This window comes from Aeromonas sp. 602200, from assembly GCF_049173895.1.
In the GTDB taxonomy this organism is placed as follows: Bacteria; Pseudomonadota; Gammaproteobacteria; order Enterobacterales; family Aeromonadaceae; genus Aeromonas; species Aeromonas veronii_A.
Map to the genome: position 1 here is coordinate 85,397 of NZ_JAAKSL010000018.1, position 15,775 is coordinate 101,171.

The following is a 15,775-nucleotide window of genomic DNA, read 5'->3' on the forward strand; positions in this document are numbered from 1 at the left end:
AGAACGGACTGGAGTGCGATCATGAGCTCACCTCGATCACCTGACCGTGCTGATATTGATTGAAACTGTTCATCTGGCCGGAGAGCGCCAGCAGGCGGGCCAGCGACACCACATATTGATAGGCCGCCGCCGCACGTTGGGTCTTGACCCCCGCCAGCTGGTTCTGGGCATCCACCACATCAAGGGAAGTAGAGAGCCCCTGCCCGAAGGCTTTGTCCCGCAGCAGCACGTTCTCCTCTGCCAACGCCTGAGTGGAAGAGAGGGATTTATACTCCTCCAGCCCCTGCGCCGCTTCGCGCCAGGTCTTCTCTACCAGCAACTCCAGGTCCTGGCGGGTCTTGGCCTGCAGCAGATTGACCTGCAGCTCGGCGCTCTTGGCGGCCTGCACCGTCTCGGAGCGGCCATCGCGGCTCACCAGCGGCATGCTGACCCCCACCCCCACCAGCCAGTCCGGCGCTGTTTTGGAGGCGAGTGAATCATCTTCATAGAGGTTGTAGTTGCCGAACAGGAACACCTCGGGGGCATATTTGCCCTGCTCGACCCGGATCATCCCCTTGGCCTGCTCCTTCTTGGCAGTGAGCAGCTTGAGACCGGGGTGCACCTCCAGGGTCTGGCTCACCAACCCCTCGAGGCGCGGCAGCTCCTCATTGACGAACAGGCCGCTACCCGGCTGGGCATCTGGCAACTTCAGCATGCGGCCAAGGGCCAGTTCGGCGATCTCGAGACTGCGGCGCGCCTTCTGGGTATCGATGCGGGCCCGATCATAGGCCGACTGGGCGGAGAGGCGCTCCACCTTGGCAATCTGCCCCTGCGCTTCGAGCTTCCTGGCGTGATCCAGATGGCGGGCCAGCCCGTCCTCAATATCCTGCTTGGTCTGTACCACCTGACCTGCCAGCACCACACCGAAATAGGCCTGGGAGAGGCTCTCGAAAGTGGACTGCTCCTTGAGCACCAGCAGCTGTTGCGCCTCGCTCACCTGCGCCTGGCGGATATCCTGCGCCGCATCGATGCGACCGCCGGTAAAGAGCGGCCAGAGCATCTTGACCGAGCTGGTCACGACATTCTGTTTGGTCAGCGGAGTAACAAAGTCGTCATGTGAGAGTTGGGGAAGAGGTACCGGAAATTGGCCCAGTATGCCCTGCAGCGCCTTGATCATCTCCGGATGGTTGGCGATGGGGTTGAGATCCATCATGTCGAGTTCCATCGGCTGATCGAGGTGGGTATAGCTGGCCCCCACATCGACCTTGGGCAGATACATGGATTTGGCAGCCTCGCGCAGCTGCTTGGCCCGATCGACCCCGGCCTGTTCGGCAGCCAGCCCTTCATCCTGTTGGATGACCCGGGTCCAGGCTTCGCCGAAACTGATGGTTTGCGCCTGCGCCGACCCCAGCACGGCCCCCATCAGACACGGCCAGAGTGATTTAATGAACCTTGACGTCATAGATCCCCAATCCGCTTTTGTTGCATAAATGTTTGGAGCATTTGCTCGACTTAAGCCCGCTATCATAACGCAAAGCGAGCCTGCAAGTGGACTGACAATTATGCAGGCGTCCGACCCGAATGGTACAGCGCTCACTCTCCGGCAATCTGGCCGTTTTTCAATAACTCCAGAATTTGCAAGCCTTGGCGCGACGTTTTTTTCAGAAAAAAATGGCTGACGCTCAAATACTAACCTTTTCTCCTGCCTAAAAAATGCGTAATATACGCCGCCCTAAGCCGATGGTAACCGTGGAATGCAGATAGGTCCCCACACGCTTGAAACTCCCTTGATTGTGGCTCCCATGGCCGGTGTAACTGACCGACCATTCCGTGAACTTTGTTTGCGATTGGGGGCTGGCATGGCCGTTTCCGAGATGCTGCTGGCCAACCCGGATGTCTGGGATACCCAGAAAACCCGGATGAGGATGGATCACTCTGCAGAAGGCGGATTGCGATCGGTCCAGATTGCCGGAGCCGACCCCGAGATGATGGCGTTTGCTGCCCGCTACAACGTGGAGCAGGGCGCACAGATCGTCGACATCAACATGGGATGTCCGGCAAAAAAAGTGAATAAGAAGTTGGCAGGTTCTGCCCTTCTGCGTGCCCCCGATCAGGTCAAAGCAATTTGCCAGGCCGTGGTGGATGCAGTGGAGGTGCCTGTCACCTTGAAGATCCGCACAGGATGGGATCCGGATAACCGCAATGGCGTGGAGATCGCCCGAATCGCCGAAGATTGCGGTATCGCGGCCCTTGCCGTGCATGGTCGTACCCGTGCCTGCCTCTACCGGGGCGAAGCGGAGTACGACACGATCAGGGCGATTAAGCAGGCCGTATCGATTCCTGTTGTCGCCAATGGTGACATCAACAGCCCGGAGAAAGCCCGGTATGTCCTCGACTATACCGGTGTCGACGCCGTGATGATCGGCCGAGCTGCGCAAGGACGACCCTGGATTTTCCGGGAAATCCGTCATTTTCTTGAGACGGGCACCAAGCTGCCGCCTCCCGAGAGGGAAGAGGTTCGCACCCTGATGAACGAGCATGTAACCAACCTGCACCGGTTTTATGGTGCATATCTGGGAGCGCGCATAGCCCGTAAACACGTGGGCTGGTATCTGGATGAAGAAGAGACGGGCCGAGAATTCCGTAAGCACTTCAATGCCCTGGATTGCGCAGACGCGCAACTTGAGGCACTCGAAGCGTATTTCGATGGATTAGGTTAACAAGATAACTAAAGAGCCGACCGAATATGTTCGAACAAACCCTGACTTCTGATGCATTGGTAACAACTACTCACAATCACGCTGCCGAGCCGACCCAGCGCCCCCTGCGTGACTCTGTGCAACAGGCCCTGCGTAACTACCTGGCCCAGTTGAACGGTCAGGAAGTGATTGATCTGTACGATATGGTTCTCTCCGAAGTCGAAGCGCCGATGCTGGACGTGATCATGCAGTACACCCGTGGTAACCAGACTCGCGCTGCCGTGATGATGGGCATCAACCGTGGCACCCTGCGCAAGAAGCTCAAGCGTTACGGCATGAACTGATTGCTGGCCGCGAGCCGCGACGGCGGTTCAAGGCAGATGCGAAAGGCGCCAGGTAGCAATACCTGGCGCCTTTCCTTTATGCTCTCCCCTCCATTTCACCATGACGACCCCGATGAACCGCACTCCCCTGCTGCTGATGGTACTGGTCACCCTGCTGGCCGCCGCTGGCTGGCTCTTCTCGAAAGAGGCGATCCGCGAACTGCCCCCTGCCGCCTTTATCGGCAGCCGCTTCCTGCTGGCCGCCCTGCTGTTGCTCCCCTTGGCTTGGTTGCGTGAACCACCGCCCACCCGCGCTCAACTGCTGCGCGCTGCCGGTTGCGGCACCCTGCTCGGTGCCAGCCTGCTGCTGTGGGTCACCGCCATCAGCCAGAGCGATGCGCTGGGCAGCGGCGCCTTTGTCATGAGCGTCGCCACCCTGATGGCCCCGCTGGCCGCCTGGGCCGCCTTTCGGGCCAAGCCCGGCCGCCACTACTGGCTCACCCTGCCTATCGCCATCGCCGGTTTGCTGCTGCTCTCCAGCACTACCCACTGGGGCGTGTCGCTCTCGCTGTTCTGGTTTCTGGCGGCGGCCACCACCCTCGGTATCCAGCTTGCCGTCCATCGCCACTTCGCCCAATCCATTGCCCCCACCTGGCTCACCTGCATCCAGCTGGCGATGACCGGCCTGCTCGGCACCCTGCTCTCCCTGCTGACCGAACAGTGGCCCGAGGCAGGAGTCAGCCACGGCATTTGGGGCTGGTTTGCAGCGAGCGTCTTGATCGCCACCACATTACGCTACTGGCTGCTCACCCACGCATTGAGCAAGATGACTACCGCCCACGCCGCCCTGATGATGCTGCTGGAACCGGTCTGGACCCTGCTGCTGAGCACCCTCTTCTACAGCGAACCCCTCGGCGGCGCCAAACTGGCCGGTGCCGGACTGGTACTCGGCGCCCTGGTGCTCTACCAACTGCCCCTGCTGTTGCGTAGTGCCCGCCTCAAAACGCCCGCCTGATACGCGTCACCGCCCTGCTGGGCGGTGTCCCCATTTCCCTCCTGTTTGCTTATCTTGTCCTGCCAATGCTGACGTTCTGTTAACGGCATTTAACCCTTGGTATCCAGAGGGTTAAAGGGCATACCCCATGAAAAAATGCCATATGGCCAGCTTGATGAAGGTCACATACCTGCCCCTCTTAGCTCCCTATGATGCCCCCATCATCGGTCTGGACAATCCTGACGATGGCCACACATGGGAATAACAAGAGAAAAAACTATGCAGCAAACCAGCCCCCTCAAGACGGTCACGGTCAGCATATTGGCAACCGCCATGCTGATCTTTGTGGCCCAGTACCTGATAGGCAAACAGGAGATCAAGATCGGCATCGCCATCATCCCGATCCTGCCGATGCTCTTTGCCGTCATCATCGGCATGATTGTCTCCGCCAAACCGGTCAAGGATCGCATACCCGGCTGGAAGCAGCTCTTCACCGAGAAAGAAGAGGGCTTCTGCGGCAAGATGGTGGGCTTCAGCCTGCTGATCCTGGGCACCCAGTACGCGGGGATGATCATCCCCAACCTGAAGATGATCCTGAGCGTCGGCGTGCCGCTGTTCCTGCAGGAGATTGGCAACCTGCTGCCAATCCTGATCGCCATTCCGCTGGCGGTGAAGTTCGGCTTTGGCCGCCGCGCCATCGGGGCCTGCTCCTCCATCAGTCGCGAGCCGTCCGTTGCGGTAATTCAGGGCAAGTTCGGCACCGGCTCCCAGGAGTACATCGGCGTGCTCGCAATCTACCTGTGCGGCTCCGTGATCGGCACCCTCTGGTTCAGCGTGCTGGGCAGTATCGCCCCGCTCACCGGCCTGCACCCGCTGGCGCTGGCTGCCGGCTCCGGTGTGGGCTCAGGCTCCATGCTGAGTGCCGCCTCCGGCGCCCTGATCAACGGTCTCGACGAAGCGCTGGCTCAGCAGGTGTTGAGTATCGCGGCAGCCTCGAACCTGCTCTCATCTGCCCTCGGCGCTCTCTCCCTCACCTATCTGGGTCTGCCGCTCGCTGAAAAAATCTATGCCCTGACTGCCAAAGGAGAGAAAGCATGAAAAGCATCGTAATGGATATGCGGTTTGTCTTTCTGGCGATCCTGCTGGCCATGTTCACCCAGACCCTGACCACCGGCACCCCGCTCTGGCTGATGGGTGACAGCTTCATCGCCATGTCGCTGGTGGTGTTCGCTTCGCTGATTGCCAAGCGCTATCTGCCCTCCTCCCTGCCGGCGTTTGCCTATGCCACCATCATCGGCATTCTCATCTGCCTGCCGGAGACCCCGGTGCGCGGCCTCTTCATTGACGCCGTAGCCAAGATCTCCTTCCTCTCCTGCTGCGTACCGCTGCTGGCCTTCGCCGGTCTCTCGGTGGGCGGTCAGCTGGAAGAGCTGAAGAAGATGTCCTGGAAAGTGATCCTGATCTTCATGATCGTCTCCACCTGCTGCTTCTTCGGCGCCTCGCTGGTGGCCCAGCTCGGCTTCTCCATTCAAGGGATCATCTGATGAACAACATCCACATTGAACCGGCCCTGCTGGCCCTGCGCGACTTCAGTCAGGAAGTGCGCCACCATCTGCACACCATTCCGGAAGCCTCCGGCGTCGAGTTCAAGACCTCGGCCTACTGCCGCGAGCTGATGGCAGGCTTTGGCTACCGCCTCACCGACTACCCAGGCTTCACCGGTTTTCACGGCGATCTGGTGGTTGATCCTGTGCTGCCGACCATCGCCTTCCGGGCCGACATGGATGGCCTCGAGATGCACGACATGAGCGACGTTGCGTTCAAGTCGACCCACGAGGGAATGGCTCACAACTGTGGTCACGACTCCCATATGGCGATCGCCCTGACCGCGGCCAAGTTTCTGGCCGCCAACCGCGATCGCCTGCTGTACAACGTCCGCTTTATCTTCCAGATGGCGGAAGAGGATATGCGGGTGCCGGGCGCCGAGAAGATGGTCGAACTGGGCTGCATGAAGGGGGTGGACGAGGTCTATGCCCTCCATAACGACGGCGCCATGGAAACCGGCACCATCAAGTTCAACCACGGTGTCATGTCCTCCTGGGGCTCTGCCTGGACGCTGGATGTGCACGGTATCTCCGCCCACGGCTCCACCCCCCACAAGGGGCTGGATGCCATCCGTGAAGCGGTGCGGATCATCGAGGACATGGACTACATCGTCGCCAAGCGCACCAGCCCGTTCAGCCCGGCGGTGTTTGGCTGCGGCATGATCAACGGCGGCACCATCCCCAACGCCATCGCCGACCATGTGCAGGCGCGCGGCACCATCCGTGCCATGGATGCCGAGACCGACCAGATCCTGAAGAACAGCTTCAAGGAGATCGTGGCCCAGAGCGAACTTCGCGGCTTCAAGACCAAAATGGTCTATGCCGGGTATCCGGCGGTCGAGAACCACGCCGATGCCTGCGCCCGTCTGCTGCAAGCGGCCGCCGACGTATTGCCCTCCGAGGGGATCAACGCTCAGGGTCAGCCGATGACCGGCAGCGAGGATTTCAGCTACATGGTCAACGCCTGCCGTGGCCGCAAGGGGGCCATGTTCTTCCTCGGCAGCGGCTGTCAGGCCAAGGGGATCTGCAACTACCTGCATGCCAACCCCTACTACCTCGATGACGACTGCCTGCTGGTCGGAGCCCAGATCTTTATCAATCTGGCGACCCGCAGCGCTTAATCCCGCATACCGATAAAACCAGAAGAGAGGCCAAGGCCTCTCTTTTTTATCTCAGTATTTTTGCTCTGTACGCGGCAGACACCCCGCGGCTAGAGCCACGGCAACTCCACCATATTGACGGCGGGCGGCTGGTTGATAAGGTGCAGCTGCACCGTCTCCCGGCTGATATGGGGGGCATAGAGGTGGATGAAGTCGTACATATAGTCGCGCAGGTGGGCATGTTTGCGCAGACAGATATGGGTGGTGCTTGAGGCAATCAGGTGGTCGATGTTGAGGCTCACCAGATCCTCCCTGTCCCCCTCGTCGAAGGCCACGCTGGCGATCACCCCGACCCCCATACCAAGCCGGACGTAGTGCTTGATCACATCGGTATCGGTGGCGGTCAGCACGGTTTTCGGCGAGAGGCCGTGGCGGCTGAAAGCCTTGTCCATCTTGGAGCGACCGGTAAAGCCGAACACATAGGTGATGAGGGGATAGCGGGCCAGATCCGCCATCGAGAGCGGCTGGCAGTCGATCAGCGGATGACCGTGCGGCACCACTACGCTGCGCCCCCAACGATAGCAGGGCACCGCGGCCAGCTCATCGAACAGATACATGGACTCGGTGGCGATCGCCATATCTACATCGCCGCTTTGCACCATCTGGGCCAGTTGGGCAGGCGCCCCCTGATGGAGCTGGATCGCCACGTCAGGGTAGCGACGACTGAACTCGGTGATCACCGCTGGCAGCTTGTAGCGCGCCTGGGTGTGGGTGGTGGCGATACGCAGCACCCCGCTGGTGGCCAGCTGCTCCCCGAGCGACAGCTGGTTGATCTGCTCCACCTGTGCCACCACCCCCTTGGCCAGCTCCATCACCTGCTCGCCTGCGCTGGTCAAGCCGACCAGATTCTTCCCCTTGCGGGTAAAGAGGGCGAGCCCCAGCTCATCTTCCAGCATCTTCATCTGCTTGCTGAGGGTTGGCTGGGAGGTGTAGAGCTTCTCCGCCGTCGCCGAGATGTTGAAGTTGTTCTTCACAATCTCGGTAAAGTTCTTGAGCCGGGCGATGTTCATCTGGGCAAGGGATCTCGCTGCTGCGGCCAGTGGGGCTGACCTGAAAAAGAGAGAGCGGGGCTGGCCCCGCAGCTGACTGCCGACCATACCACAGCGCGGTGCACGATAATCTGCCTCAGGTCAGAAAGCAGCGAGCTAGTCGCTGGCGAGCTTGATCCCTAGCCCGACAAACAGGGTGCCAATGCCCCGGTTGAGCCAGCGACCGAGACGCTGTGACAAGCGTACCTTGTGGCTGGCATAGACGGTAGTAAAGACCAGCAGGTGACACCAGATGATGCCGCCCAGATTGAAGATGCAACCGAGCAGAATAAAGGCGAGCGCCTTGTCGGGGGCATCCGGCGCGATGAACTGGGGCACGAAGGCGAGGAAAAAGAGTGCGACCTTGGGGTTGAGCACATTGGTCAGCACCCCTTGCTGGTAAATCTGGCCATAGGAGAGGGCAGGTAAAGTAGCCCCTCTCTCCATTGCCCCCGTTGCCTGCTGGCGCAGCAGAGAGAACCCCAGATAGATGAGGTAGATGGCACCAACCAGCTTGATAAGGGCAAACAGCTCGGCCGAGGCACTGAGCAGGGCCGACAGACCGAGGGCCGCCGCCAGCACATGCACCATGACACCGGTGCCAATGCCCAACGTCGCGACCGAACCGGCACGCCACCCTTGCGAGCCGCTGCGCAGCATGACCAGCAGGGAGTCGGGCCCCGGCATGATATTGAGCAGCAACCCCGAGACCATAAACAGTGCAAGATCATGAATACCGAACATCACCCCTCCCCTCGTAAAGAAAAACCAAACAAAAAGGGCTCCGCAGAGCCCTCTTTTCTTTCACTCTGCGGCAGCTGACGTGTCATCAGCTGTCCCGCCAGCGATCAGGGCCGCAGCGCCTTGTCCGCCCGCGAGATGCCGCAGACGCCGGAGCGCACCACTTCGATGATCTCGTTGGTCTGGGCGGCAGTCTTGATAAAGGCATCCAGCTTCTCGCTGGTGCCCACCAGCTGTACCGTGTACTGCTCCGGGGTGACGTCGACGATCTGGCCACGGAATATATCCGCCAACCGTTTCAGCTCATCACGGGCCCCACCGGCGGCGCGCGCCTTGACCAGCGCGATCTCCCGCTCGATATGCTCCCCTTCGCTCAAGTCACACACCTTGAGCACATCCACCAGCTTGTGCAGCTGCTTCTGGATCTGCTCCAGCACCCGCTCGTCACCCATGGTGACTATGGTCATGCGTGACAGGGTGGGATCCTCGGTCGGTGCCACCGTCAGGGTCTCGATGTTGTAGCCGCGCTGGGAGAAGAGGCCCACCACCCGGCTCAGGGCGCCGGATTCGTTCTCCAGCAGAACGGAAATTATATGTCTCATCAGGTTCTCTCCGTCTTGCTCAGCCACATCTCATCCATGGCACCAAACTTGATCTGCATCGGATAGACGTGCTCATCCGGGTCGACCGAGATATCCATGAACACCAGCCGATCCTTCATGGCGAAGGCCTTCTCCATGGCGCTCTCCAGCTCCGCCGGATCGCTCACCGCGATGCCGACGTGGCCGTAGGCTTCCGCCAGTTTGACGAAGTCCGGCAGGGACTCCATGTAGGAGTGGCTGTGACGACCGCCGTAGAACATCTTCTGCCACTGCTTGACCATGCCCAGCGCACGGTTGTTGATGGAGATGATCTTGATGGGCACTCCGTACTGCATGCAGGTAGAGAGCTCCTGAATGTTCATCTGCACCGAGCCATCCCCGGTGACGCAGCAGACCACCGCATCCGGGTTGGCAAACTGGGCCCCCATGGCGGCCGGAATGCCGAAGCCCATGGTGCCGAGGCCCCCTGAGTTGATCCACTGGCGCGGTTTGGCAAACGGGTAGTAGAGGGCAGCAAACATCTGGTGCTGGCCCACGTCGGAGGCGACGAACGCCTGACCCTGAGTCACTTTGTAGAGGGTCTCGATAACCTGTTGCGGCTTGATCTGGGTGGCCGACTTTTCGTAGGCCAGACAGTGACGGGAGCGCCACTGGTTGATCTGGCTCCACCAGTCCGCCAGCGCCTCCTTGTCGTTATCGAAGCCACACTCGCGGATCACTTCCAACATCTGCTCCAGCACAGTTTCCACCGAGCCAACGATGGGCACATGGGCCTGCACCGTCTTGGAGATGGAGGTGGGGTCGATATCGATATGAACCACGGTGGCATTGGGGCAGAACTTGGCCACGTTGTTGGTGACGCGGTCATCGAAGCGGGCACCCACGGCGAAGATGAGATCCGCGTTGTGCATGGTCTTGTTGGCTTCGAAGGTGCCGTGCATCCCCAGCATACCGATAAATTGCGGATGAACACCGGAGAAGGCCCCCAGCCCCATCAGGGTGGTGGTCACCGGCAGGTTCAGCAGCTCCGCCAGTTTGGTCACCAGATGGTCCGCATTGGCGTTGATGGCGCCACCGCCCACGTACATCACCGGGCGCTGGGCTTCTACCAGCAGCTTGGCTGCCCGCTTGATCTGCCCTTTATGGCCAGACTTGGTCGGGTTGTAGGAGCGCAGGGAGACCGTCTCGGGATACTGGTAGGGGAATTTCTCTTTCGGGTTCTGCACATCTTTGGGCAGATCCACCACCACCGGCCCCGGGCGGCCGCTGGCGGCAATGTAGTAGGCCTTCTTGATGGCCTCGGGAATATCGCTCGCCTTCTTGCACAGGAAGCTGTGCTTCACCACCGGGCGGGAGATACCGATCATGTCGGTCTCCTGGAACGCATCCTCACCGATCATGCTGGTCGGCACCTGGCCGGAGAGGATCACCAGCGGAATGGAATCCATATAGGCGGTGGCAATACCGGTAATGCAGTTGGTCGCTCCCGGGCCTGACGTTACCAGCACAGTCCCCACCTTGCCGGTGGAACGGGCGTAACCGTCAGCCATGTGAACCGCGGCTTGCTCGTGCCGCACCAAGACATGCTCCATCTTGCCGTTTTCGAAGAGAGCGTCATAGATGTCGAGCACTGAGCCACCAGGGTAGCCGAAGACGTGCTCAACTCCCTGATCTTCCAGCGCTCTAACCACCATCTGGGCGCCTGATAACATCTCCATGATAAAGCCCTCCAGGCTTTGCTCCGTTTAGCGAATCCCGCCGACGATGCCGTGCTTCCCGGCACAGCCCGATCCGTTTCTTGTTGTTATCTGAATGCAGATCGGCCCAATTCAGCCCCGTCGACAGTAGAAAAAAAGGATTTTTCCGTCATTCACCCGAAAATAGGGTGAAAAACCAACTTAACCCGCTTCATAACGCTTGTCCACGGCTTTATCTGACCAGAACAGTCATACATTTCAACCGACTATTAACATTCAATGACTTGCCGTAGAGACCATGAGACAAAAGGGAAGGAAGTCGGGGAATGGCCAGCGGATCATTCCGCAGAGGGGAAAACAGCCACAAAAAAGCCCACCGCTCAGCGGTGGGCTTGATGCCGAATGATGACTCAGTTCTCCTGATCCGGCTCCGCCAGCCAGATCTGCTGATCGGGATCGGTCTCTTCACTGACCGAGATGCTGACACCCATATCGAGTAACTCGTGCAGGGTGAGATTGTCAGCCAGGTTCATGACTTCGCCGTTTTCATTGGTAAAGCGCATTTGCTCCGTCCTCTCCTTGGTGGGATCGCCTTTCAGTCTAGTCAACAACGCTCACTTGCGATAACCAGCAACTGGATAAACAGTCGCCCCCATCCAGCTCGCTCAGGCGATCACTAACCTCCTCCGGAAACAGGGTGCGAGCCCAGAGCCGCCGCGACAGAGAGGCCACGCTCTCGTCAGCGCCCGCAGCCAACCAGCGGGCCAGCTCCCCCGCTACATCGGGGTAACAGACTGCCCCCGGCGAGGCGCTGTCGAGCCAGGTACGCACCAGATTGGCATCGAGCACATCCATCAGAGTTGCCAGCCCCATCATCTCCAGAGTCTTGCCATTGGTCAGCTGCTCGAACTGACCACCGAGGGGTTTAACCAGCAGCTTCTTGCCGAGGGTGAGCGCCTCGGAAGCCAGCTCGAAACCCGCGTTGGATATAACGCCGCGACAACCGGCCAGTACGGCGATAAACCCGTGCCGCGATGGCGGTTCGAAGCGCAGGTTGCGCCATTGGCTGGAGGTACGAATGGCGGGGTGAAAGCAGACGAAGCGCTGCTGACCAAAGCGCGACAACAGGGCGGCGATCGCCTCGGTCTGCTCGAATGGCAGATAGACCAGGATCTCGCCGTTATCCGGCGCAGCGGCGATAGGGTCGATCACCGGCGGCAGCAAGGGATGACCGAAGTGAAACCAGTGCAGCCCGAGCGGCTGATCCACAGGAGCAAAGTGGCGCATCAGCTGGCGGCTGACCCCATCCTCCCCCCAACGCGGTATGGGCCAGTTGAAGCTGGCCTGATGACTGACGGTGAGGCTCGGCTTGCCATAGCGGCGGGCAGCGTGGGCGGTCAGCGGCTCAAAATCGCTCACCACCAGATCGTATTCGCTGCAATCGAGAGACCGCAGATCCCGCCAGAAGGTGAGCGGCGAGGCGGCCTGCAGGGTGCGCCACGGAGAAACTCGCCCCTCGTGACTGACAAAAGTGAGGCCGAGAAAGGCGCGGTAGGCGCCGAACTCCTCCATGTCGAAGTAGCGGTCGGCGGGGCGGCCGCTAAACAGATAATCCACCTCGACCCCTGCCGTGCGCAGCGCCCGCGCCAAGGTGCGACTGCGACTGATATGACCGTTGCCGGTGCCTTGCACCCCGAACAGTATCCTCATGAATGGCTCCAGCCGAGCGCCAGCACGGCGCAAGCGCCCCCCAGCAGAGCACCGGCTACCAGATCGCTCAGGTAGTGTACCCCGAGCAGCAACCGGGATGCCCCCACCAGTGCCGCCCAGCCAAACAGCAGGGGTGCCCAGAGCGGAAAACCGGTGGCCAGTATGGTGGCCATCAGAAAGGCTGCGGCGGTATGGCCGGAGGGAAGGCTGTAGCGATCGGAGGGGGTGATAAAGACCGGCAAACCGACTGGCCGTTGCCGTTTCAGGCTGTTTTTTAGCAGCAGATAGAGGGGCAGTTCGATGGCGAAGGCAAGCAGCGCCAGTCGCACCAATTCCCGCTCTGCTTCCCCCTGCCACCAGAGCAGGGCGGCCAGCACGGCGTAAAGCGGGCCATCACCGGTACGGGAAATGAGACGACTCACCCTCGCCTGCTGCCGGTTGTAGCCGTGAAGCAGGCAGACACGGCACACCTGCAGGTCCCATTGCTGGATCTTGTTCATATCCCCTCCTTCCCTGAATTCTGCTTGCAGAGTAAGAAAGCGGGATGACGTTACGTTGAACAAGGGATAACAGATTTATGAAAAAAGGGCCGAATGGCCCTTTTTAATCTCGATGTTTCGGCAAAATCAGTGGCTGCCGCGCAGACCGGTCTCCATCAGACGGCAGTTGTGGTCAGCCAGACGGGCCATAAAGTGCTCATCCACTTTCAGGCCAAACACCTGCTCGTAGAGATCTTTCATCACGAATGGCTGCCACATCATGCTGAGGAAGGAGATCTTCAGCATGTCGGGATCCAGGTTGTCACCCAGCTCGCCGTTGGACTTCATGGTTTCCAGCAGGGCATCGAACTGCGGCAGCTGGCGTTCCAGCAGGCGGTTCAGCACAAAATCCCGGCCCGGGCTCTTCTCGGTCGACAATGCGCTGGAGATGGCAGAGGTCAGCTCGCTGTTGGGCGCCATCACCTGATAGTAGGTATTGAGCAGCTCGTTGAGGCTGTGATTGCTGTGTTCATCTTGCCAGGCATGGTCGAGGGGCTCGGCGACATCGCCCAGCACCGCCTTGTAAAGACCCTCTTTACTGCCGAAGTAGTAGTGGATCATTGCCAGATTGGAGCCAGCAAGCTCCGCGATTTCGCGTGTAGTTACCTTGCTATAGGGAGTATTGAGAAAACGCTCACGGGCGGCAGCAAGTAACTTGTCACGAATGTCAGAACGTCCGACCGGACGACCAGGTCTACGTTTTTCCATTTAACACCTCAGATAATTCAGCCAATGCTGATAAGTCGATCTGGTTGTGCAGAGAATAGAGCACAGCAGGAATGACCAGATAATCGGTCATGGGCCGAATATGGGACAAGGAAATTTGCAATCCTTTACAATCCGATTAAATACGTCAGCAGATTGCCCCTGACCTTCCGTGTTGACACAGCATAAAAATCTCGATATTGGTAAAAGCGTTATCGACTGGAAGGAATAACAACGTCATGCGTATCGCCACCCCGCTACTACTAATCTCCCTAATCGCGTTAACTCGCGCGGGATCCTTGTAGCCGGGCTAAGGCATAGCCGGAATTTACAAAAACCCGTGCACCCTGCACGGGTTTTTTTATGCCGCCGCAGGATGCACGTTACCGAACTTAGGAAGAGGGAAGTCACATGTCAGATCGGGTCATCATATTCGACACCACCTTGCGTGATGGTGAGCAGGCCCTGGCGGCCAGTTTGACAGTCAAGGAGAAGCTGCAGATAGCCCAGGCGCTGGAGCGGCTCGGTGTCGACGTCATGGAGGTGGGCTTCCCGGTCTCTTCTCCCGGCGATTTTCACTCGGTGCAGACCATCGCCCGCCATATCAAGAACAGCCGGGTCTGTGCCTTGGCCCGCGCTCTGCCCAAGGATATCGATGCCGCCGGTGAGGCCTTGCGAGTTGCCGACGCCTTTCGCATCCACACCTTCATCTCCACCTCCTCCATCCATGTGGAGAGCAAGCTGAAAAAGAGCTTCGAGGATGTGCTGGAGATGGGCACCAGCGCCATCAAGCATGCGCTGCGCTACACCGACGATGTGGAGTTCTCCTGCGAGGATGCGGGCCGCACCCCCATCGATAACCTCTGCCGCATGGTGGAGGCCGCCATCAAGGCGGGCGCCCGCACCATCAATATCCCGGATACCGTCGGCTACACGGTACCGACAGAGTTCTCCGGCATCATCCATACCCTGTTCAACCGGGTGCCAAACATCGACAAGGCCATCATCTCGGTCCACTGCCACGACGATCTGGGGCTCTCGGTAGCCAACTCCATCGGCGCAGTGCAGATGGGAGCTCGCCAGATCGAGTGCACCATCAACGGCATCGGCGAGCGGGCCGGCAACTGCTCGCTGGAAGAGGTGGCGATGATCCTCAAAACCCGCGCCGACCTGCTCGGGGTACAAACAAATATCCGCCACAGCGAAATTCATCGCACCAGCACGCTGGTCAGCCAGCTCTGCAACATGCCGGTGCAGCCCAACAAGGCGATCGTCGGGGCCAACGCCTTCTCCCACAGCTCCGGCATCCATCAGGATGGGGTGCTCAAGGCGAAAAATACCTACGAAATCATCACTCCCGAGAGCATCGGCCTGACCCAGAACAACCTCAACATGACCTCCCGCTCCGGCCGCCACGTTATCAAGCACCGGATGGAGTCCATGGGTTATGCCGAGAGCAGCTACGACCTCGACCACCTCTATGGCAAATTCCTGACCCTGGCCGACAAGAAGGGTCAGGTGTTCGACTACGACCTCGAAGCGCTGGCCTTCTTCAGCCAGATCCACGAAGAGCCGGAGCACTTCAAACTGGAGTACCTCGGGGTGCAGAGCGGCAGCTCGGTACTGGCCACCGCCTCGGTCAAATTGAAGGTGGGTCAGGATCTGATCTGTGAAGCGGCCACCGGCAATGGCCCGGTGGATGCGGTCTACCAGTGCATCAACCGCATCACCGGCTATGAGATCCGCATCGACAAATACGCCCTCAAGAGCAAGGGCGAAGGGGAAGATGCCCTCGGTCAGGTCGATATCGTCGCCGAGTACAAAGGGCGCAAATTCCACGGCATGGGACTGGCCACCGACATCATCGAATCCTCGGCCCACGCCCTGCTCCATGTGATCAACAGCATCTGGCGCGCCGATCAGGTCGCCGAACAGATGGAACGCAATAACAGCATCAAATCAGAAACCGTCTGAGCAGGACTCGCTGCCACACA

Annotated in this window: 16 protein-coding genes; 7 read left to right on the forward strand and 9 right to left on the reverse strand. The window is 59.6% G+C overall.

From position 1 onward, the window contains the following. Positions 1–19 precede the first annotated feature (19 nt). Positions 20–1,441: a TolC family protein gene (locus tag G5221_RS18420; protein ID WP_040065000.1), complete on the reverse strand. Its 1,422-nt coding sequence runs from the start codon at positions 1,439–1,441 to the stop codon at positions 20–22. A 292-nt stretch (positions 1,442–1,733) separates the two neighbouring features. Between G5221_RS18420 and dusB the strand changes: the two genes are divergently transcribed. The 6 genes from dusB to G5221_RS18450 all read left to right on the forward strand — a co-directional run bounded on the left by dusB (position 1,734) and on the right by G5221_RS18450 (position 6,720). Then, entirely contained in the window at positions 1,734–2,699 is a 966-nt protein-coding gene (gene dusB / locus G5221_RS18425; RefSeq protein WP_203119965.1) for a tRNA dihydrouridine synthase DusB, read from the forward strand. Between the two features lie 26 nt (positions 2,700–2,725). After that, the gene (gene fis, locus G5221_RS18430) at positions 2,726–3,022 is read left to right on the forward strand and encodes a DNA-binding transcriptional regulator Fis (protein WP_005309538.1); all 297 of its coding nucleotides are present in this window, start codon (positions 2,726–2,728) and stop codon (positions 3,020–3,022) included. A 112-nt stretch (positions 3,023–3,134) separates the two neighbouring features. Further along, positions 3,135–4,016, forward strand: coding sequence for a DMT family transporter (locus G5221_RS18435; protein WP_266135449.1), 882 nt, complete (start codon positions 3,135–3,137; stop codon positions 4,014–4,016). A 258-nt stretch (positions 4,017–4,274) separates the two neighbouring features. Beyond that, positions 4,275–5,093 (forward strand): DUF3100 domain-containing protein, encoded by an 819-nt coding sequence (locus G5221_RS18440; RefSeq protein ID WP_005339140.1) that lies wholly within the window; start codon positions 4,275–4,277, stop codon positions 5,091–5,093. Next, the gene (locus G5221_RS18445) at positions 5,090–5,539 is read left to right on the forward strand and encodes a hypothetical protein (protein ID WP_033114935.1); all 450 of its coding nucleotides are present in this window, start codon (positions 5,090–5,092) and stop codon (positions 5,537–5,539) included. The genes G5221_RS18440 and G5221_RS18445 overlap by 4 nt, the downstream gene beginning before the upstream one ends. Next, the gene (locus G5221_RS18450; protein ID WP_236283346.1) at positions 5,539–6,720 is read left to right on the forward strand and encodes a M20 metallopeptidase family protein; all 1,182 of its coding nucleotides are present in this window, start codon (positions 5,539–5,541) and stop codon (positions 6,718–6,720) included. Before G5221_RS18445 ends, G5221_RS18450 begins: the two co-directional genes overlap by 1 nt. Before the next feature lie 89 nt (positions 6,721–6,809). Here G5221_RS18450 and G5221_RS18455 read toward each other — a convergent pair whose 3' ends face one another. The 8 genes from G5221_RS18455 to G5221_RS18490 all read right to left on the reverse strand — a co-directional run bounded on the left by G5221_RS18455 (position 6,810) and on the right by G5221_RS18490 (position 13,784). Beyond that, positions 6,810–7,769: a LysR substrate-binding domain-containing protein gene (locus G5221_RS18455; RefSeq protein ID WP_266135450.1), complete on the reverse strand. Its 960-nt coding sequence runs from the start codon at positions 7,767–7,769 to the stop codon at positions 6,810–6,812. Between the two features lie 135 nt (positions 7,770–7,904). Then, a complete protein-coding gene (locus G5221_RS18460; RefSeq protein ID WP_266135451.1) occupies positions 7,905–8,531 on the reverse strand; it encodes a LysE family translocator in 627 nt (208 codons plus the stop codon). Positions 8,532–8,635: 104 nt separating this feature from the next. Then, positions 8,636–9,130 (reverse strand): acetolactate synthase small subunit, encoded by a 495-nt coding sequence (gene ilvN, locus G5221_RS18465; RefSeq protein WP_005311605.1) that lies wholly within the window; start codon positions 9,128–9,130, stop codon positions 8,636–8,638. Next, a complete protein-coding gene (locus tag G5221_RS18470; protein WP_005339146.1) occupies positions 9,130–10,848 on the reverse strand; it encodes an acetolactate synthase 3 large subunit in 1,719 nt (572 codons plus the stop codon). The genes ilvN and G5221_RS18470 overlap by 1 nt, the downstream gene beginning before the upstream one ends. A gap of 389 nt (positions 10,849–11,237) precedes the next feature. Next, positions 11,238–11,390 (reverse strand): hypothetical protein, encoded by a 153-nt coding sequence (locus tag G5221_RS18475; RefSeq protein ID WP_005339147.1) that lies wholly within the window; start codon positions 11,388–11,390, stop codon positions 11,238–11,240. 37 nt (positions 11,391–11,427) lie between these two features. Further along, positions 11,428–12,537 carry an MJ1255/VC2487 family glycosyltransferase gene (locus G5221_RS18480; RefSeq protein ID WP_266135452.1) on the reverse strand — a complete coding sequence of 370 codons (1,110 nt, stop codon included), beginning with the start codon at positions 12,535–12,537 and terminating at the stop codon, positions 11,428–11,430. Beyond that, entirely contained in the window at positions 12,534–13,037 is a 504-nt protein-coding gene (locus tag G5221_RS18485) for a phosphatase PAP2 family protein (RefSeq protein WP_266135453.1), read from the reverse strand. The genes G5221_RS18480 and G5221_RS18485 overlap by 4 nt, the downstream gene beginning before the upstream one ends. Before the next feature lie 126 nt (positions 13,038–13,163). Next, positions 13,164–13,784: a TetR/AcrR family transcriptional regulator gene (locus tag G5221_RS18490; protein WP_005349170.1), complete on the reverse strand. Its 621-nt coding sequence runs from the start codon at positions 13,782–13,784 to the stop codon at positions 13,164–13,166. A 408-nt stretch (positions 13,785–14,192) separates the two neighbouring features. On the opposite strand from G5221_RS18490, the gene leuA reads away from it, so the two are divergent. Then, positions 14,193–15,755, forward strand: coding sequence for a 2-isopropylmalate synthase (gene leuA, locus G5221_RS18495; RefSeq protein ID WP_266135454.1), 1,563 nt, complete (start codon positions 14,193–14,195; stop codon positions 15,753–15,755). The last annotated feature ends 20 nt before the right edge of the window (positions 15,756–15,775 follow it).